This window comes from Bradyrhizobium sp. LLZ17 (assembly GCF_041200145.1).
Classification (GTDB): Bacteria; Pseudomonadota; Alphaproteobacteria; order Rhizobiales; family Xanthobacteraceae; genus Bradyrhizobium.
The window spans coordinates 4235442-4254405 of the sequence record NZ_CP165734.1 but is presented as its reverse complement, the minus strand read 5'-3'; the positions used below and the strand labels follow the sequence as shown (position 1 = coordinate 4254405).

Here is an 18964-nt window from a genome sequence, read left to right as displayed (position 1 = left end):
AGATTCGCCGCATGTCGACCCATAACCAGACCCTCGTTTACCCGAAAAAAGGCCCCCCTTGCAACCACCTGAGCCGAGAAAGCCGATGCAGCCGACCCCAGATTTCGACCCCGGAAAGCTCGCCAAATCGCTGTTGCGGCGGTCCCGGCAGGGGGCGCTCGCCACGCTGATGGTCGGCAGCGGCGATCCCTATTGTTCCCTGGTCAATCTGGCCAGCCATCCCGACGGCTCGCCCATCCTGCTGATCTCGCGCTTGGCGGTGCACACCGGGAACATCCTGTCGGACGCCAGGGTGTCGCTGATGCTGGACGAGCGTGCAGAGGGTGATCCGCTGGAGGGCGCCCGGATCATGCTGTCCGGCCGGGCCGAGCACGCGGATGCCGAGAAGGACCTTCTCCGGCGAAGGTATCTCAATGCCCATCCGTCGGCGGAAGCCTTTGTCTCGTTTGCGGATTTTTTCGTTCTTCCGGATCCGCCCAACGGGAACCCATTTAGTCGCCGGATTTGGCCGGATCGTCGATCTGAAACCCGAGCAGTTCCTGACGGATCTCGGCGGGGCCGAGGATCTGCTCGCCGCGGAGGAAGGCGCGGTTGCGCACATGAATGCCGACCATCGCGACGCCATGGGCCTGTACGCCACAAAGTTGCTCGGCGCCGCCAAGGGCGACTGGCGCTGCACAGGCTGCGATCCCGAAGGCCTCGACATGCAGGATGGCCAGACCGCACTGCGGCTGGATTTCCCGGAGCGAGTGGAGAGCGGCACGGCGCTGCGCAAGATGCTGGTCAGGCTTGCGGGCGGAGCGCGCGCGAAGCCCGACTAGCCGCGACAAATTGAACGCCGCTGCCCATCGGTGCGACCCAAGACCGTACGGTCCGAGGTTGGAGCGAGAGGGTTCATGGCGCGCCATCGTTTGGCATGGGTCGCAAGCTTGGCGCTCGCGATCGCTTCGTCCCTGGCCACGCCCGGCGTTGCCCAGAAAGGCCTCGCCGCGGAGGGCGCGCGGATCAACGCCCTCATGAGCGCCGGCAAGTATTCGGAAGCGCTTCCCCTGGCGCAAGGCATGGTCGCGAGCCTGGAGAAGAGCGACAATGGTCGTGATCTCGCGGCAGCGTTGAACAACCTCGGTCAGGTCTATGCCGGCCAGGGCCATGACGATCTCGCCGAGCCGCTCTACATGCGCTCGATCGCATTGATGGAAAAATCGCTCGGTCTCGACAACGCGCTGGTTGCGGCCGAGCTGACCAATCTCGCCGCACTGTATCAGCGGCAGAGTCGTTATGCCGAAGCCGAGCCACTGTTCAAGCGCGCGCTCGCCGTTCGAGAAAAGAGCTTGTCGCGCGAGCATCCCGACGTGGGCCAGGCGCTCAACAATCTGGCCACGCTCTACGTCAAGCAGCAGCGCCAGCTCGAAGCCGAACCGTTATTCCAACGGGCGCTCGCGATCTACCAAAAGGCCGCAGGCCCCGAGCATCCGGCGGTGGCAACCGTCCTGAACAACATCGGCCAGCTCGATCGCGACCTCAACCGCGATGCGGATGCAGAGGCGCCGATCAAGCGCTCGCTCGCGATCCGCGAAAAGGTGCTTGGGCCGGATCATCCCGACGTTGCCCGCTCGCTGAACAACCTCGCCGGGCTCTATGAACACCAGCAGCGCTATGCCGAGGCCGAGCCGCTCTACCGCCGTGCCCTGATGATACGCGAGCGCGCGCTGGGACCCGATCATCCTGACGTCGCGATCTCGACCAGTAATCTCGGCTATTTCCTTTACGCCTCGGGACGGACCGCCGATGCACTGCCATTCGCGGAAAAGACGCTCGCGACCAATCGCGCGCAGTTGCGCGTGGTGCTGCCGATCCTGTTCGCTGCGCGAGAGCAAGCCCTGCTGGCCAATGACGAGGCGCTGAACCAGGCGCTCGCCGCGATCCAGCGCGGCACGCAATCCTCCGCTGCATCGGCGGTGAACAAGCTCGCGGTGCGGCTCGCCGCCGGCAGCGACCGGCTCGCCGAGCTCGTGCGCAAGGATCAGGATCTCGCGGCCGAGGCTGAGGCGCTCGACAAGGCCATCATCGCCGCGGTGTCGAAGCAAGCGGCGCAACGCGATGTCGCGGCCGAGCAGCGCAGCCGTGCACGGATCGCCGCAATCTCAAGCGAGCGCGCCGGCTTGCAGAAGACGCTCGCCGTCGAGTTTCCCGATTACGCCTCGCTGTCCAATCCGCTGCCGCTGACCGCGAAGGAGATCCAGCCGCGGCTGTCGGCCGATGAGGCCATGACGGTCTATTCCGTGCTCGACAAGCGGAGCTATGTCATCGCGATTACGCGCGAGAGCGTCGATTGGAAGGAGATTCCGCTTGGCGCAGACGCGCTGGCGCAGAAAGTCACGGCTTTCCGCAAAGGCCTCGATGTCGGCAAGGCGCGCGACGCCTCGGGCAAATCAGGCTTGTTCGATCTCGCGCTCGCCAACGAGATTTATACCGCGCTGCTGGGCCCGGTCGAAGGGCTGACGAGGGAGAAGCGCAGCCTGCTGGTGGTGCCCTCGGGTGCGCTGACGGCGCTGCCGTTTCACCTGCTCGTCACGGAGACGCCGGAAGCCGCGATCCCGGACACGCTCGAAGGCTATCGCAGCGCCGCCTGGCTGTTGCGCCGTCAGGCCGTCTCAGTGCTGCCGTCCGTCGTGAGCCTGAAATCGCTGCGTGCGTTTGCGCGCAAAGATCAGGGCGTCAAGCCGATGACCGGCTTTGGCGACCCCGTGTTCAATCCTGCCCAAGGCGGCCCCGCCGAGCGGCGCACAGCAGGCGGCAAAGTCGCCGCGCGCAGCATCGCGAGCATCGCCTATACCGACTTCTGGCGCGGTGCCGGGGTCGATCGCGCGCGGCTTGCGCAGGCGCTGCCGCAACTGCCTGACACCGCCGACGAGCTGAGCGCGGTGGCGAAGGATGTCGGCGCGACCGAGGCCGACATCCATCTCGGCCGCGACGCCAGCGAGACGACGCTCAAACGCGCAGCGCTTGCTCAATACGGCATCATCTACTTCGCCACCCACGGCCTCGTCGCCGGCGATATCAAGGGCGTGGGCGAACCATCGCTTGCGCTCTCCATTCCCGATCAGCCCTCCGAGCTCGATGACGGTCTGCTCACGGCCAGCGAAGTGGCCCAACTCAAGCTCAATGCGGATTGGGTGGTGCTGTCGGCCTGCAACACGATTGCCGGCGACAAGCCCGGCGCCGAGGCGCTGTCGGGGTTGGCGCGCGCGTTCTTCTATGCCGGCGCCCGCGCGCTTCTGGTCTCGCATTGGGCAGTCGATTCCGAAGCTGCCACGCGCTTGACCACATCGACTTTCGATTTGCTCAAAAGCGAACCAAAAATCGGCCGAGCCGAAGCCTTGCGGCGCGCGATGTTGGCTTATCTGGATGACGCCTCATCGCCGCGCAATGCGTACCCTGCGATGTGGGCACCGTTCGCGCTCATCGGCGAGGGTGCGGTACGATAGAGCCGCACGCGCGTTGTGCGTCGCAATAATCACGGAAAACGCGGAAGCGCGCATTTGGTTGCGCGATCATTCGGGATTTTTCGATGCGTCTGCTCAAGGCTGACATGCGCGGCGTTTGGCGCGGTCCTTGAATAAACCAAATCCGAAGGGATCAGCTTGGCAACGCGGGCGTTCACCGATATTAGGTCGTCCAACCGAGGCCGGACGGCCTGTAAATCACGGTGGCCGCGACGGCGCCAAAACATGATCGCGTCGAGTGTCGCGGGTTCGAGGAGGATTTTTCGTGCAAGAGACGGGCGTGCGCAACGGTGCCTTCGGTGCCGACAAATTCGGCTTAAAGAATCTCAAGCGGGTTCACTGGAATCTCGGCGCTCCGCAGCTCTATCAATATTCGCTCTCCGCGGGCGAGGCGGTGTTGTCCGCCGATGGCGCACTCTGCGCCGACACCGGCGAGTTCACCGGCCGCAGCCCGAAAGACAAGTTCACGGTGCGTGACGCCACCACTGACAAGAAGATGTGGTGGGCCGGCAACCAGTCGATCACCGCCGAGCAGTTCGAGACGCTCTACCAGGACTTCCTCAAGCACGCCGAAGGCAAGTCGCTATTCGCGCAGGATCTCTACGGCGGCGCCGATCCGGCCTACCGGATCAAGACCCGCGTCTTCACCGAGCTCGCCTGGCACTCGCTGTTCATCCGCACGCTCTTGATCCGCCCCGAGGCGGTCGAGCTGTCGAGCTTCACGCCGGAGCTCACCATCATCGACATGCCGAGCTTCCGCGCCGATCCGAAGCGCCATGGCTGCAAATCGGAGAACGTCGTCGCCATCGACTTCGCCCGCAAGATCGTGCTGATCGGCGGCTCCTATTATGCCGGCGAGATGAAGAAGTCGGTGTTCACGACGCTGAACTATTACCTGCCCGAGCGCGGCGTGATGCCGATGCACTGCTCCGCCAATGTCGGCCCCAAGGGTGACGCAGCGGTCTTCTTCGGTCTGTCCGGCACCGGCAAGACGACCCTGTCGGCCGATCCCAACCGCACGCTGATCGGCGACGACGAGCACGGCTGGGGCCCGAACGGCGTCTTCAATTTCGAAGGCGGCTGCTATGCCAAGTGCATCAAGCTGTCGAAGGAAGCCGAGCCCGAGATCTACGCCGCCTCGACCCGCTTCGGCGCGGTGCTCGAGAACTGCGTGCTCGACGAAGACACCCGCGTGGTCGATTTCGACGACGGCTCCAAGACCGAGAACACGCGTTCGGCCTATCCGCTCGAGTTCATTCCGAACGCCTCGCGCACCGGCCGCGCGCCGCAGCCGAAGAACGTGGTGATGCTCGCCGCCGACGCTTTCGGCGTGCTGCCGCCGATCGCAAAGCTGTCGCCGGCACAGGCGATGTATCACTTCCTGTCCGGCTATACCGCGAAGGTCGCCGGCACCGAACGCGGCCTTGGCAACGAGCCGCAGCCGGAATTCTCGACCTGCTTCGGTTCGCCCTTCCTGCCGCTCGATCCATCCGTCTACGGCAACATGCTGCGCGACCTCATCGCCCAGCACAATGTCGATTGCTGGCTGGTCAACACGGGCTGGACCGGTGGCAAGTACGGTGTCGGATCGCGCATGCCGATCAAGGTGACCCGCGCGCTGCTGACCGCCGCGCTCGACGGAAGCTTGCGCAACGTCGAATTCCGCACCGACAAGTACTTTGGCTTCGCGGTCCCGACCGCACTGCCGGGTGTGCCTGCCGAGATTCTCAACCCGGTCAACACCTGGAAGGACAAGGACGAGTTCGACAAGACCGCGCGCGCGCTGGTCGGCATGTTCCAGAAGAACTTTGCCAGGTTCGAAGCCCAGGTCGACGCCGAGGTGCGTGCCGCTGCTCCGGACGTGAAGCTCGCGGCGGAGTGAGTTCGCTCCGTCTTCAATGCAAAAGGGCGGCCGCGAGGCCGCCTTTTTCCTTCTCCCCTTGTTGTGGGAGAAGGTGGCGCGAAGCGCCGGATGAGGGGTCTGTATCCGCAAACTCAACTGCAAGAGAAGTGCTCGCGGAGAGAACCCCTCACCCGTCTCGCCGCTATGCGGCGAGCCACCCTCTCCCACAAGGGGAGAGGAAAAAGCGGCTAGGCCTTGAAATACGCGATCTGCGTGCTCGTCGCGAGCAACCTTCCATTCGGCGACCACAGCTCGGCGTTCTGGTCGCCGTAGCTCTTGTGGAAGATCTTGGCATCGGCGGTCGCGAGCACGCGCGTAATGTCTTCGGCGGCGAGCTCTTCCGCATCTGTGTGGAAATAGGTCGTCAGCGACACCGTGCCGAACGGCACCAGCTCGCGCCGTGCATGGAAGATGCGGCCGAAGAAGGCGTCCGACATCGATATCAGCGACAGCATGTCGACCTTGCGCGGCTCGCGATCGCCGATCCAGATTTTCGAATAGGTGCTGGCGAGTTCAGCCTGCGGCGGCCCGATCCGCAACTCGCCTTCGACGAAGCGAAATTCATATCGGTTGGCCCAGGACGCCGCCATTTTCGGGTACGGCAGCGTCTGCTCGAACGGCCTGGTATCAGGATATTTCGCCACCCTGTGCTCCCAGGACGGCCGCCGCTCGGCGAACACCGCGGTGGCGAGCGTTGCGACCTCGCCGCCGCCTTGCGACAGTTCGACGCTCCAGTGCTGGCTGGAGCGGTTGGCCTTCACCAGCCGGACATCGAGATCGAACGGACCCCTGGCGATCGGCGCGCAGTAATTGACCGTGAGCGCCAGCGGATCACCCGCAGCTTGCGGATGATCGATCAGCGCGCGCAAAATGGTCGCGGCGGTGGCGCCGCCGAACGGGCCGACAAAGGCCCAGTAATCGTCGCTGGTGTGCCCCTGCCAGCTGGAGTCGCCGGCGGTGACGCGCGTGGCGTCGTCGAAAGGATGTGGGAGCTTGGCATGCATGGCTGGTCCTCGATGCCGACCCGTCGTTATTGCGAGCGCAGCGAAGCAATCCGGAGTCTTTTCGCGGGGACAGTCTGGATTGCTTCGCTGCGCTCGCAATGGCGGTGTTGAGATGATGGCGCAGTCTTGCTGCCATCGGCCTCTGCAGATGATGACGATCATATCATCATCCCCCGCGCGGAATGCAATGACTTCGCAGGTAAGGCCGATTTCGTAGCGCGGAAATATCAGCTCGCCGCGTCGCGCAGGTCCTCGGCCGCCTGGAACGGCGGCGTGACCGGATTGACCGGCACGTTCCAGATCTCCTCGGCGTACTCGCGGATGGTGCGGTCGGACGAGAACCACGCCATGCGTGCGACATTGAGAATACTGGCGCGCGTCCAGGCCGGCGCCACCTGCCAGCGCGCGTCGACGCTGCGCTGCGCCTCGTAGTAGGAGTCGAAATCGGCGCTGACCATGTAGTGGTCGAGATAGCGCAGCGCATGCGCGATCGATTCGAATCGGCCGGGATCGCCGGGCGAGAACTCGCCGCCGCCGATCGCATTGATGGCGCGCTGGAGCTTCGGCGAATTGCGGATCACGTCGGAGGCGTCGAGCCCCTGCTTGCGCCGGATCATCACGTCCCCGGCCTCCATGCCGAAGATCGCGATGTTCTCTGCGCCGACATGGTCGCGGATCTCGATATTGGCGCCGTCGAGCGTGCCGATGGTGAGCGCGCCGTTCAAGGACAGCTTCATGTTGCCGGTGCCGGAGGCTTCCATGCCGGCGGTCGAGATCTGCTCGGACAGGTCGGCCGCGGGAATGATCACTTCCGCGAGGCTGACATTGTAGTCGGGCAGGAACACGACCTTGAGCTTGCCCCCGATCGCGGGATCGTTGTTGACGACCTCCGCAACGTCGTTGATCAGCTTGATGATCAGCTTGGCGTAGCGGTAGCTCGCCGCAGCCTTGCCGGCGAAGATCTTCACCCGCGGCACCCAGTTGCCGTTGGGATCGTCCTTGATCGCCTGGTACAGCGCGACGGTCTCGATCACGTTGAGCAGCTGGCGCTTGTATTCGTGGATGCGCTTGATCTGCACGTCGAACAGCGCGCTGGGATCGATCTTGATGCCGAGCCGCTCGCCGATCAGCCGCGCCAACGCCGTCTTGTTGTGATGCTTGACGGCGCGGAATTTCTTCTGGAATTCGACGTCGCTGGCGCGCGTTTCCATCAGGCTGAGCTGGGTCGGATCGTCGAGCACGGCTTCGCCGCAGGCCTCGCGCAACAGGTCGGTCAGCCTGGGGTTCGCCAGCATCAGCCAGCGGCGGAAGGTGATGCCGTTGGTCTTGTTGGTGATGCGGCCGGGATAGAGATGGTTGAGATCGTGGAACACGGTCTCGCGCATCAAATCCGAATGCATCGCCGAAACGCCGTTGATGCGGTGCGAGCCGACGAAGGCGAGCTGGCCCATGCGCACGCGCCGGCCGCTCCTCTCGTCGATCAGCGAGACCGAGGCGCGGAAATCGATGTCGCCGGGCGCCCGCGCTTCGGCGAGTGCGAGATGCTGCACGTTGATGCGGTAGATGATCTCGAGATGCCGCGGCAACAGACGCTCGAACAGCTCGACCGGCCAGGTCTCCAGCGCCTCGGGCAACAGCGTGTGGTTGGTGTAGGACAGCGTCGCGACCGTGATCTTCCAGGCTTCGTCCCAGCGGAAATTGTGATCGTCGATCAGGATCCGCATCAGCTCGGTGACGGCAAGGCTCGGATGGGTGTCGTTGAGCTGCACCGCGACCTTGGACGACAGGCTGCGCAGCTGGCCGTCGGACGCGAGATGACGTTTGATGAGATCCTGAAGCGAAGCCGAGACGAAGAAATATTCCTGGCGCAGGCGCAACTCGCGCCCCGCAGGGCTCTCGTCATTCGGATAGAGGAATTTGCAGATCGCTTCGGCGCGCGACTGCTCGGCGCTGGCGCTAACATAGTCGCCGGTGTTGAAGGCGTCGAGCTTCAGCGGATCGGGCGAGCGCGCCGACCACAGCCGCAGCGCGTTGACGTGCTGGCCGCGCCAGCCGACGATCGGCGTGTCATAGGCCATCGCCTGCACGGTCTCGGACGGATGCCAGATCGCGCGGTCGCGGCCCTTGTCATCGACATGCTCGACGCCGCCGCCGAATTTGATGTCATAGATCACTTCCGGCCGCTGCAATTCCCAGGGGTTGCCGAAGCCGAGCCATTCGTCCGGATATTCCTGCTGCCAGCCCTGATTGATGATCTGGCGGAACAGGCCGTAATCGTAGCGGATGCCGTAGCCGATCGAAGGAATCGACAACGTTGCCATGCTCTCCATGAAGCAGGCGGCGAGCCGCCCGAGGCCGCCATTGCCGAGCGCTGCATCCGGCTCGCATTTGCGCAGCTCCGGCAAGGAGACGCCGAGGTCACCGAGCGCGACCTCGAAGATCTTCAACAGGCCCATATTGTTGAGCGCGTCGGTAAAGAGCCGGCCGATCAGGAATTCGAGCGAGAGGTAGTAGACGCGCTTGCGCCCCGCGTCGTAGCTGCGCTTCTCGGCGGTCAACCAGCGGTGCACGATGCGGTCGCGCAGCGTCAGCGCCGCGGCCTGGTACCAGTCGTGCTTGGTCGCCATGCCCGCGTCCTTGCCGATAGCAAGCCGCAGCTTCGCCAGGATCGCACCTTTGATCTCAGCCAGCGCGAGTTCGTCGATGGGCTGACCGGGGGCGGGAAAACTTGGCTGAAACGATTGATCTTGCAAGGCCGTCACTTCCTGGTCGCGAGAACACCACTCACACTACGCATGCTTCCGGACCGAAACCATCACCGGCGCGGCCGTGCACAGCACTGGCGCAAATTTATGCAAGGAATGGGCCGGTTTGGGAACCCGGATCAGCACGGGGAAGTGTGGATTCTGATGCTAGATTAGGGGACAATTCAGCCTTCACTGTGGAGGAAACGCCCATGGCACTGCTGACGAGATCGCAGATGAGACTGCTGATCGAAACCACGGCCGTCGTCCTGTTCATCGTCTGCATGACCGCCTCCGGCAGCGCGATCGCCGCCGGCAAGCCCGGCCGCGGCGCCGACGGCCTGAGCTGCGGCTTCGCGCTCCCGCAAAATGCGTCGCCCGCCGCGCGCTGCGCCGCGATCAAGCGGCAGTGCGGCGGGAAGTTTTATGCGAACGCGTGCGGGGACAAGTTGATGTCGGCGGTGAATTGAGTCGAGTAGGCTCCTACGAAAACGATGTCGTCCCGGCGAAGGCCGGGACCCATAATCACCGCTGTCAAAGAAGATTCGACAGATCGCGCCAATCCGGATTTTCCTTCTCGATCAACCGAATCTTCCAGTCGCGCTGCCACTCCTTCAACGCCTTTTTCGCGTGCGATCGCTTCGGACGGCGTCGCGTATGTTTCGACATAGACGAGCCGCGTCACACCGTACTTCGCGACGAACTTTGAACCCCGTCCCGAGCGATGTAACGCCAGCCGATTGCTAAGGTTGTTGCAAACACCGATGTACAACGTGCCATAACGTCGGCCCGCGAGAATGTAGACGTAGTACGCGGCCGTTGCATTCATGGCTGAGCGCCCACTTCCGAGACGATTGAGGGCGGTGGATATGGGTCCCGGCCTTCGCCGGGACGACGCCCGACAGTCATCAGAACAAATTAAGAACACTTTAGCAAGTCTTTGATATATCATGGTGATTCGGCGCGTTGCCGATACAACATCTAGGGTCTGTCAGACGTCGCGAGGACTACATGTCCACCATTGCCTTCGATCAATTTGCCCTCACCCGGATCGCCGATTTCGCGCGGTCGCTGTCGCGGCTGCACCAGACGGCGCGGCGCCAGAGGATCGACGACGATCAGTTCGACCGCGAGTTCAACGCGGTGTGCCAGTCGATCTGGGGCTACACCATCGATGACGTCAGCGACGATCTGTTCTCGGCCGAGGATCATTTGTTTCTCGACACGCTGGACGAAGCGCATGCGCGCATCTTCGCGGCCGAGCAGGGGTATGACCTCGTTGGCGATCAGGGCATGCTGACCGACTGGTGGGGCTTTTGCTGGATGATCCTGGCCGAGAAGCGTGGCCTGCTCACCCAGGACAACCGCGCCGCCGCGCGCGCGGCAATCGAGGAGAAATATCTGGCGGCACCGAACGTGATCGGCGTGATTATCGGGCGGTGACGCTCTCTCCTCCCGTCATTGCGAGCGCAGCGAAGCAATCCAGAATCTCTCCGCGGAGGCAGTCTGGATTGCTTCGTCGCAAGCGCTCCTCGCAATGACGACTTGGTGAGGGGCGGGGCTTTAATCCAATCCCGCCCGCTTTGCCGATTTCGCCTGTGTCTTAGGCACCGCCAAATCAGGCAGCGTCTCGCGCACGATCTCCGCGGCTGGCGCATCCGCCGCCACCGTCTCCGCCCGCACCGGCGCCACCTTCATTTCGCCGAGCCGCGCGCGGACCTGCGCGGTGAGGCCGGGATAGGAGGCGACCGGGGTGAACTCCGCGGTCTGGTCGTTGCCGAGGCGGATGCCGGTATAGGCCACGAGGCCGTCGCTGGTGGCGATCACGTCGCCAGCCTTCAGCGACGGATCCAGCGCGAGATCGACCGGGGCGAGTCCAGCCGGCTCACGACCGTTGCAGGTGCAGTCCGCGCGCAGGGCCTTGCGGTAGGCGAATGCGTTCTCGCTGTCGGCGTAACGCTCGCCGGTCTGCGCCGTGGCGCCGTCGATGCTCGAGCCGAAAAACACCTTCGTGGTGGTGGCAGGACAGAAGGCCTGACACATCTGCGCCGGCGAGGCGACGCCGCGCATCAGCGGAAAATATTTGCCGTCGCAGCTGCGCACGCAGAACGCCGGGCCCGAGCCGCCGGCCGCCGCCGAGCGCGTCGGCGGGACATATTGCGGGGTTGCGGCATTTTGCTGGCCGGTGAAGGGATCGGCGTACGGGGTCGCCTGCTGCGGGCGCTGCTGCTGCGCTCCGCCGAACAAGAAGTCGAACAGGCCTTCCGCCGAAACGGGGGCAGGCGCCGCAAGCAGCGGGCTTGCGAACATGGCGGCCACCAGCATCGCGCGACGCCGCCGGCGCGCATGGGACATAATTGTACGCAACGCTTACTCCACCCGACGCAACGCAACCCGCCGAGAGCAATCGTCCCAGCTTCCGATTCACCATAAAGGGGGATGGTAAATGAGGGGTTGAGCGGGCGCTCTCAGCGCGAGCGAAGCTCGTCGCGGCCCCGTAAGAACGGGGCGAGGGGGAAGGACTTCAAGCCGTCAAGAATTCCGAGGCCTTGTAGAGCGACCGGAACGGCAGGCCGGCCGCGCCGAACGTGTCGGTGGCGCCTTCCTCGCGGTCGACCATGGTCAGCACCAACACTACTTCGGCGCCCATCTCGCGCACCGATTCCACCGCCTTCATCGCCGACCCGCCCGTGGTCGTGACGTCCTCGACGATCACAACGCGCTTGCCCTCCAGGCTCTCGCCCCTGGGCAGGCCCTCGATCGCGAGCTTCGCACCGTGCTCCTTCGGCTTCTTGCGCACGAAGAACGCCGCGATCGGATGGCCCTTGATCCAGGAGATCTGCGCCAGCGCGCCCGCCAGCGGCACCGCGCCCATCTCCAGCCCGCCGATGAAATCGAGCTGGTCGTCCTTCAGCGTCTCATAGGTCAATTCGGCGAGCAGCGTCGCGCCTTCCGGATCCAGCATGGTCGGCTTCAGGTTGAAGTAGAAATCGCTCTTGCGGCCCGACGCAAGCGTCACCTCGCCCCGCCCAAAGGAGCGCCGGCGGATGATTTCGAACAGGCGGGCGCGGGAGGCTGATTTCGACACGGCGGTCCCTCGAGGGCATTTTTAGCGGGAAGCGGAATTTATCCGCCCGGGCGGTGACATTCCAGAGGGCACGGGTCCCGTCAACAGGGATCGGCCGGCGGTCGGCCATCCAGGTCCGCCGGTTGTGGGGTCGCGACCTCCGGAGTAGTTGAGAGCCCAAGCCGAGAGCCAGAGCGTCTTGGGAAGGAAACGGGCAAAATGACTATCGAACTGCACACCTGGAACACGCCGAACGGCCGCAAAATCTCTGTCGCGCTGGAGGAAATAGGCCTGTCCTACAGGGTGATCCCGGTCAACATCAGCAAGGGCGAGCAGATGGCGCCTGGGTTCCTCAAGATTTCCCCGAATAACAAGATCCCCGCGATCGTCGATCCCGACGGGCCGGACGGCAAGCCCGTCAGCGTGTTCGAATCCGGCGCGATCCTGCTTTATCTGGGCGAAAAGACCGGCAAATTCCTTCCCAAACCGCTTTCGGAACGAATCCCCGTCTACGAATGGCTGATGTGGCAGATGGGCGGCTTCGGCCCGATGCCCGGCCAGGTGCACCATTTCATCGCGCTCGAGAACGAGCAGGACCGCGCCTACGGCCTCAAGCGCTACACGGCGGAGACCCGCCGGCTCTATGGCGTGTTGGACCGCCGCCTGGACGGCCACGACTTCGTCGCCGGCGAGCTCTCGGTGGCCGATTTCGCCATCCTGGGCTGGGCCTGGCGCCATCCGCGCCACAAGGTGGATCTGGCCGATTTCCCCAACGTCAAGCGCTGGTACGAGGCCCTGATGGCCCGGCCGGCGGTGAAGCGGGGCATGGAGGCGAAGCTGGATTGAGGCGGGTCTTCTCCCTCTCCCCGTTCTTACGGGGCCGCGACGAGCTTCGCTCGCGCTGAGAGGGTCGGGGTGAGGGGGCGGGGAGAGGTGAAAAAACCATCACACCTTCCGCGCCTCGACCGCCATCCGCACCGCGAGGCCGGCCAGCACCGTGCCCATCAGCCAGCGTTGCACCAGCATCCAGCTCGGCCGGCTCTTCAAGAACAACGCAATCGAACCTGCCGCGAGCGCGATCACAGCGTTGACGCTTACGCTGATCGCAATCTGGATCGCGCCGAGCACGATCGACTGCGCCAGCACGCTGCCGGCGGCGGGATCGATGAATTGCGGCAGCAGTGCCAGATAGAGCATCGCGATCTTCGGGTTGAGCAGATTGGTGACGAATCCCATCGCGAACAGTTTCTGTGGGCTGTCGATCGCGAGCTGCTTGACCTGGAACGGTGAGCGCCCGCCCGGCTTCATCGCCTGCCAGGCCAGCCACAGCAGATAACCGGCACCCGCAAAGCGAAGCGCGTCATAGGCAAAGGGAACGGCGAGCAGCAGCGCCGTGATGCCGAACGCCGTCGCCAGCATGTAAAACACGAAGCCGAGCGCCACGCCGCCGAGCGAGACGATGCCCGCCGTTGGCCCCTGCGTGATCGAGCGCGAGATCAGATAGATCATGTTCGGTCCGGGTGTCAGCACCAGGCCGAAGGAAACGAGAGCGAAGCCGAGCAGGGCGGAGGTGTGCGGCATGGGTGAACCGGTGCGGGAGATGGCACGATTCTAATCTGCGCTTCGTGGCGCTGCCATCATGCAATTGCTCGGAGGACAATTCAGTATGGTCCTACGGCTCGGCCTGCGCGGTAGCGATGAACGCCGCTAGACGCTCCATCGCCAATCGTAACGGTTCTGCCAGTGAAGGATCGGCGGCGATGCTGTGTTCGTCCCAGGCGCCGCCAAGTAGCGGTAGCGTCACGCAGGCCTCTGTGGCCAGCCGGGCGGACATCGTCTCCAGCGTCAGCGTCAGGGCGGCCAACGCGTGCGTCGCGCGCGGTGACGTATTGATCAAGGCAACCGGCTTGTCGGGAAATTCTTTGCTGCCGACAAGCCAGTCGAGCGCGTTCTTGAGCACGCCCGCGATGCCGCGGGCATATTCGGGACTCGAGATCAGGAGCCCGTCGGCGCTCCCGATCAGCTTGCGCATCGCGCGGACCGGCGCAGGCCCGTCATCGCCGTCCAGGTCTGGATTGAAGAAAGGCAGGTCCGTAATTCCCTCGAACAGGACCACCTCCACACCAGCAGGCGCGAGCCGCGCCGCTGCGCGCAAGACCGCGGAATTGCTCGAACCCGCGCGCAGGCTGCCGGAGATGGCGGCGATCTTCATAGCGATTGCCGTCAATGCGCCTCGTCCCAATTGTTTGCCGCGCGCGCGTCGACATGCAGCGGCACGGAGAGCAGTACGGCGGGGAACGGCGCGTCCTGCATGACGTGCTGCACGATCGGAAGCGTCGCGGCGACCTCCGCGTCGGGCACCTCGAAGATCAGTTCGTCATGCACCTGGAGCAGCATCTGCGCCGAGAGCTTTTTCTCGGCGAGTGCGTCCTCCACCCGCGTCATGGCGCGGCGGATGATGTCGGCCGCGGTGCCCTGAAGCCGTGCGTTGATCGCGGCGCGTTCGTTGAAGGCGCGCACCGATGCATTCGAGGCCTTGATATCGGGATAGTGGCACTTGCGGCCGAACAGCGTGGTGACATAGCCGTGGTTCCGGCAGAAATCGCGGGTCTCGTCCATGTAGGCGCGAATGCCGGGGAAGCGCTCGAAGTATTTCTTGATGTAGGCCGAGGCCTCTTCGCGCGCGATGCCGAGCTGATTGGCGAGGCCGAACGCCGAGATGCCGTAGATGATGCCGAAATTGATCGCTTTCGCACGGCGGCGGATCTCGCTCGGCATGCCCTTGATCGGCACCCCGAACATTTCCGACGCGGTCATGGCGTGAATGTCGAGCCCGTCCTTGAAGGCCTGCTTCAGCACGGGAATGTCGGCGATCTCGGCAAGCAGCCGCAGCTCGATCTGCGAATAGTCGGCGGAGACGAGCTTGTGCCCGGGCGTCGCGATGAAGGCACGGCGGATCTTCCGGCCATCCTCGGTGCGAACCGGAATGTTCTGCAAGTTCGGCTCGTTCGACGACAGCCGGCCGGTCGTTGTCGCGGCCAGCGCGTAGGTCGTGTGTACGCGATGGGTCTGCGGATGGACGTAGGTCGGCAGCGCGTCGGTGTAGGTCGATTTCAGTTTCGAGACCTGCCGCCATTCCAGAATTTTCTTCGGGAAGTCGTGGCCCTGCTCGGCGAGTTCGTCGAGCACTTGCGCGGTGGTCGACCACGCGCCGGTCTTGGTCTTGGTGCCGCCGGAGAGCCCCATCTTGCCGAACAGGATGTCGCCGATCTGCTTGGGGCTGCCGACATTGACCGGCTCGCCTGCGATTTCCTGGATCTCGGCCTCGACGCGGGCCGCGGTCTGGGCGAAATCGCCGGAGAGACGTGACAGCACCTGGCGGTCGATCGAGATGCCGCGCCGTTCCATGCGCGCGAGCACCGAGACCAGCGGTCGCTCGAGCGTCTCGTAGACGGTGGTCATGTGCTCGGCGACGAGGCGCGGCTTCAACACGCGCCAGACGCGCAAGGTCACGTCGGCGGCTTCGGCCGACAGCGGCGTGGCCTTTTCGATCGGGACCTGGTCGAAGCTGATCTTGCCCTTGCCGCTGCCGAGCAGCTCGCTCTCCTTCAGCATGGCGTGGCCGAACCACCGCTCTGCGAGCGATTCGATCGCGTGCGAGCCGCGGCCGGCGTCGAGCACGTAGGAGATCAATTGCGCATCGTCGGTGTTGCGCAGCGTGATGCCGTGCTGCGCCAGCATGACGGCGGTGAATTTGACGTCGTAGCCGATCTTGAGGATGCCGGCCGATTCCAGCACCGGCCGCAGCGCCTCGATCGCATCGGCATGCCTGACCTGGTCGGGCGCGAGGCCGGCATCGAATAGGCCCGCACCGCCGCCGGACTGCTTGTGCGCCAGCGGCACATAGCAGGCATCGTTCGGCGCCAGCGCCAGCGCGATGCCGCAGAGGTCGGCCTGCATCGGATCGATCGAGTTCGCCCGGATCTCGACCGCGACGTGGCCGGCATCATGGATGCGCGCGACAAAGGCGTTGAGCTCCTTGAGGGTCTTGATCGCCTGGTATTTGCTCCGGTCGACCGGAAGCTTGCGCAGCGCCTCTTCGCGCGCCGCGGCGAGCGAGATCGGCGCGCCCTTGGGGCTCGCGGCCTTGTCCTCCTTGCTCGCCGATGTGTTGCGCTCGCCCGGCCGGGCTTGCACCGGGGCGCCGGTTCCCGGCGTCGGGACGACGTCGGAGGGCGGCAGCGGCGAGAACACGCTGGCGCCGCTCGCATAGCCGGGATCGGCATCCACATTGGCCGGGTCGATCTGCGAATAATCGGCGACGCGACGCGTCAGCGTGGTGAATTCCATCGCCTTCAGGAAGGCGACCAGCTTGCGGGCGTCGGGCTCGTGAACCGCGAGATCGTCCAGCGGCACCTCCAGTTCGACCTTGTCGTCGAGCAGCACGAGCTGCCGCGAGATGCGCGCCTTCTCCGCGTGCTCGATCAGCGCTTCGCGCCGCTTCGGTTGCTTGATCTCGGTGGCGCGGAACAGCAGCTGGTCGAGGTCGCCATATTCGGTGATCAGTTGTGCGGCGGTCTTGATGCCGATGCCGGGCACGCCAGGTACGTTGTCGGTGGAATCGCCGGCCAGCGCCTGCACCTCCACCACCTTCTCCGGCGGCACGCCGAATTTTTCGATCACCTCCGCTATGCCGATGCGGCGATCCTTCATGGTGTCGTACATGGTGACGCAATCGGTGACGAGTTGCATCAGGTCCTTGTCGGACGACACGATGGTGGCGGTCGCGCCGCGCTCGCAGGCCTGCCGCACATAGGTGGCGATCAAATCGTCGGCCTCGAAGCCCACCTGTTCCAGGCAGGGCAGGTCGAAGGCGCGCACCGCTTCGCGGATCAATGCGAATTGCGGGATCAGATCGTCCGGGGCCGGCGGCCGGTGCGCCTTGTATTCCGGATAGATCTTGTTGCGGAAGGTGATCTCCGACTTGTCGAAGATGATCGCCAGATGCGTCGGCCGGTTGTCCTCGGGCATCTCGCGCAGCAGCTTCCACAGCATGTTGCAGAAGCCGAGTACGGCATTGACCTGCAGCCCGTCGGACTTGCGGTTCAGCGGCGGCAGCGCGTGATAGGCGCGGAAGATGTAGGAGGAACCGTCGACCAGGAAGACATGGTCGCCCTTCCCAGCCGCCTTCGCGGCGACGGGTTTGGCAGCAGCGTATTTGCTATCGGCTGGCGGCTTGGGCGCAGCAACCTGGGTCTCAGCTTTGGCGGTGGTCTTCGGGGAGGTTTTGGGCATGGCGGCAATGTATGAATTTCTGCGGGTTTTGACAGCCTTGGGAAGGGGATTTTTGGCTTGCTGGAGCCGCTATCCCCACTGTCATTCCCCGCGAAGGTGGGGAATCCAGTACGCCGCGGCTTCTCGGCTGAATTACTGACGTCTCGGCGTACTGGGTCGCCCGGTCAAGCCGTGCGACGACAGCGAGAGAGCGGGCTACTCCGCCGCTTGCAACCGAGCCCCGGCCTTCTTCGGCGCGATCCAGAATGCATCCGGCCGCTCGAACAGGAAGTTGGCGTGGAGGCGCAGCGCGGCCTGCCAGATCGCCAGCGATCCGAGCACGCCGGCGATGGTGACGATCAGCGACATCGTGCCGATATCGGGAATGATGCCGGTGCGCAGCAGCAGCGTGCGCGTTGCCGCCATCGGCAGGAAAAAGCCGAGATAGATCACGATCGAATGCTCGCCGCAGAAGCGCAGGAGCTTCAGCCAATGGGCACGCGCGAGCAGTGTGCCCATGACGATGATGGCACAGGCGCCGGTAAAGCCGAGCACGAGCGAGACGACCTTCCATTCGCTTGCGCCGAGCGCGACCATGCCCGCATTGATCAGCGCCCATGCCGCCAGCGCTGCCAGCGCGAGCGCAGGATGGTTGCGCGCACGATCCGACAGCGCGAACACGTAAGGCGCGAACAGATAGCCGGAATAGAAATAGACGAAGCGCGCGCAGAACTCGTCGATCGCAGTCCAGCCGGTCGCGATGCGTGCCGTTTCCAGCGCTGCCGCGACCATCCAGATCGCGAGCGGGGGAAATCGCCGTGTCGATTTTGTGACGACGAAGAAGATCGGCAGCAGGTAGATGAACCAGAGCGTGCCGAACGGCTCGATGAAGGATCCGAGATACAGCAGGCCCGCGTCGCGCCAACTCGTCTCCGCCGCGAACGCAGGCGCCTTGAAGCCGAACTGGATTGTCACCCAGAGGACATAAAAATAGGCGAAATGCACCACCTTGCGGTCGAGATAGGTTCGCCAATCGCGGTCGATCACCAGTGGCAGGAAAAGGCCCGAAATCAGGAAGAAGTCCGGTATCCGGAACGGCTTGGCGAAGGCCACGACGACATGCATGAAACCGGTCTCGCCGGCCGCGAGCTCGACGCCCAGCACCGAATGCATCATCACGACCATGACGATGCAGATGCCTTTGGCATAGTCGACCCAGTCGACACGCGTGGTCGCCGGGGCCTTAAAGCCTCCGCTCGCGCCTGGTGTGCCAATTGGTGTCATGGGTGTCCCTGTTCGACCCGTGTTCCGTCCGATGCTGTCCGGGATCGCGGCAGTGTGGGGCCTTGTGGTTTCCGACTTCTTTACCGGTACAAATCACGTGCCGGTTTTCGGATGCGGGCTGTTCCTTCCCAGCAGGAAAATGCTAAACCGCCCCGAATTGGGGTTTCGTTAACCAGGACAGA

At 64.2% G+C, this 18964-nt stretch carries 13 protein-coding genes and 2 pseudogenes; 6 read left to right on the top strand and 9 right to left on the bottom strand.

What is annotated here, in order from left to right:
- Window positions 1-85 precede the first annotated feature (85 nt).
- The 3 genes and pseudogenes from AB8Z38_RS20515 to AB8Z38_RS20505 all read left to right on the top strand — a co-directional run bounded on the left by AB8Z38_RS20515 (window position 86) and on the right by AB8Z38_RS20505 (window position 5388).
- Window positions 86-821 (top strand): annotated as a pseudogene (locus AB8Z38_RS20515) (HugZ family protein).
- Window positions 822-896: 75 nt separating this feature from the next.
- On the top strand, window positions 897-3488 hold the full coding sequence (locus AB8Z38_RS20510) for a tetratricopeptide repeat protein (RefSeq protein ID WP_369719665.1): 2592 nt from the start codon (window positions 897-899) through the stop codon (window positions 3486-3488).
- Between the two features lie 283 nt (window positions 3489-3771).
- Window positions 3772-5388: a phosphoenolpyruvate carboxykinase gene (locus AB8Z38_RS20505; protein WP_369719664.1), complete on the top strand. Its 1617-nt coding sequence runs from the start codon at window positions 3772-3774 to the stop codon at window positions 5386-5388.
- A gap of 209 nt (window positions 5389-5597) precedes the next feature.
- On the opposite strand, the gene AB8Z38_RS20500 is transcribed toward AB8Z38_RS20505, so the two are convergent.
- On the bottom strand, window positions 5598-6413 hold the full coding sequence (locus AB8Z38_RS20500) for an acyl-CoA thioesterase (protein ID WP_369719663.1): 816 nt from the start codon (window positions 6411-6413) through the stop codon (window positions 5598-5600).
- Window positions 6414-6640: 227 nt separating this feature from the next.
- The gene (locus AB8Z38_RS20495) at window positions 6641-9166 is read right to left on the bottom strand and encodes a glycogen/starch/alpha-glucan phosphorylase (protein WP_369719662.1); all 2526 of its coding nucleotides are present in this window, start codon (window positions 9164-9166) and stop codon (window positions 6641-6643) included.
- A 203-nt stretch (window positions 9167-9369) separates the two neighbouring features.
- Here AB8Z38_RS20495 and AB8Z38_RS20490 point away from each other — a divergent pair, with 203 nt between their 5' ends.
- Window positions 9370-9627: a hypothetical protein gene (locus AB8Z38_RS20490; RefSeq protein WP_369719661.1), complete on the top strand. Its 258-nt coding sequence runs from the start codon at window positions 9370-9372 to the stop codon at window positions 9625-9627.
- 64 nt (window positions 9628-9691) lie between these two features.
- Here the strand turns inward: AB8Z38_RS20490 and AB8Z38_RS20485 are convergent.
- Window positions 9692-9986: pseudogene (locus AB8Z38_RS20485) on the bottom strand (GIY-YIG nuclease family protein).
- 182 nt (window positions 9987-10168) lie between these two features.
- On the opposite strand from AB8Z38_RS20485, the gene AB8Z38_RS20480 reads away from it, so the two are divergent.
- Entirely contained in the window at window positions 10169-10600 is a 432-nt protein-coding gene (locus AB8Z38_RS20480) for a hypothetical protein (protein ID WP_369719660.1), read from the top strand.
- Window positions 10601-10720: 120 nt separating this feature from the next.
- On the opposite strand, the gene AB8Z38_RS20475 is transcribed toward AB8Z38_RS20480, so the two are convergent.
- Together AB8Z38_RS20475 and pyrE are read right to left on the bottom strand one after the other, a co-directional pair.
- On the bottom strand, window positions 10721-11482 hold the full coding sequence (locus tag AB8Z38_RS20475; RefSeq protein WP_369726553.1) for a DUF2865 domain-containing protein: 762 nt from the start codon (window positions 11480-11482) through the stop codon (window positions 10721-10723).
- Between the two features lie 199 nt (window positions 11483-11681).
- On the bottom strand, window positions 11682-12245 hold the full coding sequence (pyrE, locus tag AB8Z38_RS20470; RefSeq protein WP_369719659.1) for an orotate phosphoribosyltransferase: 564 nt from the start codon (window positions 12243-12245) through the stop codon (window positions 11682-11684).
- A 198-nt stretch (window positions 12246-12443) separates the two neighbouring features.
- On the opposite strand from pyrE, the gene AB8Z38_RS20465 reads away from it, so the two are divergent.
- Window positions 12444-13070, top strand: coding sequence for a glutathione S-transferase family protein (locus AB8Z38_RS20465; protein ID WP_369719658.1), 627 nt, complete (start codon window positions 12444-12446; stop codon window positions 13068-13070).
- A gap of 99 nt (window positions 13071-13169) precedes the next feature.
- On the opposite strand, the gene AB8Z38_RS20460 is transcribed toward AB8Z38_RS20465, so the two are convergent.
- The 4 genes from AB8Z38_RS20460 to AB8Z38_RS20445 all read right to left on the bottom strand — a co-directional run bounded on the left by AB8Z38_RS20460 (window position 13170) and on the right by AB8Z38_RS20445 (window position 18782).
- The gene (locus AB8Z38_RS20460) at window positions 13170-13805 is read right to left on the bottom strand and encodes a LysE family translocator (protein ID WP_369719657.1); all 636 of its coding nucleotides are present in this window, start codon (window positions 13803-13805) and stop codon (window positions 13170-13172) included.
- Window positions 13806-13896: 91 nt separating this feature from the next.
- Window positions 13897-14436, bottom strand: coding sequence for an NADPH-dependent FMN reductase (locus AB8Z38_RS20455; protein WP_369719656.1), 540 nt, complete (start codon window positions 14434-14436; stop codon window positions 13897-13899).
- A gap of 11 nt (window positions 14437-14447) precedes the next feature.
- On the bottom strand, window positions 14448-17519 hold the full coding sequence (gene polA / locus AB8Z38_RS20450; RefSeq protein ID WP_369719655.1) for a DNA polymerase I: 3072 nt from the start codon (window positions 17517-17519) through the stop codon (window positions 14448-14450).
- A gap of 195 nt (window positions 17520-17714) precedes the next feature.
- Complete coding sequence (locus AB8Z38_RS20445; RefSeq protein WP_369719654.1) at window positions 17715-18782, bottom strand: acyltransferase family protein; 1068 nt, start codon at window positions 18780-18782, stop codon at window positions 17715-17717.
- Window positions 18783-18964: the final 182 nt, after the last annotated feature.

What these genes read in the sequence shown, in the direction of transcription:
- AB8Z38_RS20445 (WP_369719654.1), bottom strand. Translation starts at nt 18,782, where the DNA reads ATGACACCAATTGGCACACCAGGCGCGAGCGGAGGCTTTAAGGCCCCG.
- AB8Z38_RS20465 (WP_369719658.1), top strand. Translation starts at nt 12,444, where the DNA reads ATGACTATCGAACTGCACACCTGGAACACGCCGAACGGCCGCAAAATC.
- AB8Z38_RS20475 (WP_369726553.1), bottom strand. Translation starts at nt 11,482, where the DNA reads ATGCTGGTGGCCGCCATGTTCGCAAGCCCGCTGCTTGCGGCGCCTGCC.
- AB8Z38_RS20455 (WP_369719656.1), bottom strand. Translation starts at nt 14,436, where the DNA reads ATGAAGATCGCCGCCATCTCCGGCAGCCTGCGCGCGGGTTCGAGCAAT.
- AB8Z38_RS20510 (WP_369719665.1), top strand. Translation starts at nt 897, where the DNA reads ATGGCGCGCCATCGTTTGGCATGGGTCGCAAGCTTGGCGCTCGCGATC.
- AB8Z38_RS20480 (WP_369719660.1), top strand. Translation starts at nt 10,169, where the DNA reads ATGTCCACCATTGCCTTCGATCAATTTGCCCTCACCCGGATCGCCGAT.
- AB8Z38_RS20490 (WP_369719661.1), top strand. Translation starts at nt 9,370, where the DNA reads ATGGCACTGCTGACGAGATCGCAGATGAGACTGCTGATCGAAACCACG.
- AB8Z38_RS20500 (WP_369719663.1), bottom strand. Translation starts at nt 6,413, where the DNA reads ATGCATGCCAAGCTCCCACATCCTTTCGACGACGCCACGCGCGTCACC.
- AB8Z38_RS20460 (WP_369719657.1), bottom strand. Translation starts at nt 13,805, where the DNA reads ATGCCGCACACCTCCGCCCTGCTCGGCTTCGCTCTCGTTTCCTTCGGC.
- polA (WP_369719655.1), bottom strand. Translation starts at nt 17,519, where the DNA reads ATGCCCAAAACCTCCCCGAAGACCACCGCCAAAGCTGAGACCCAGGTT.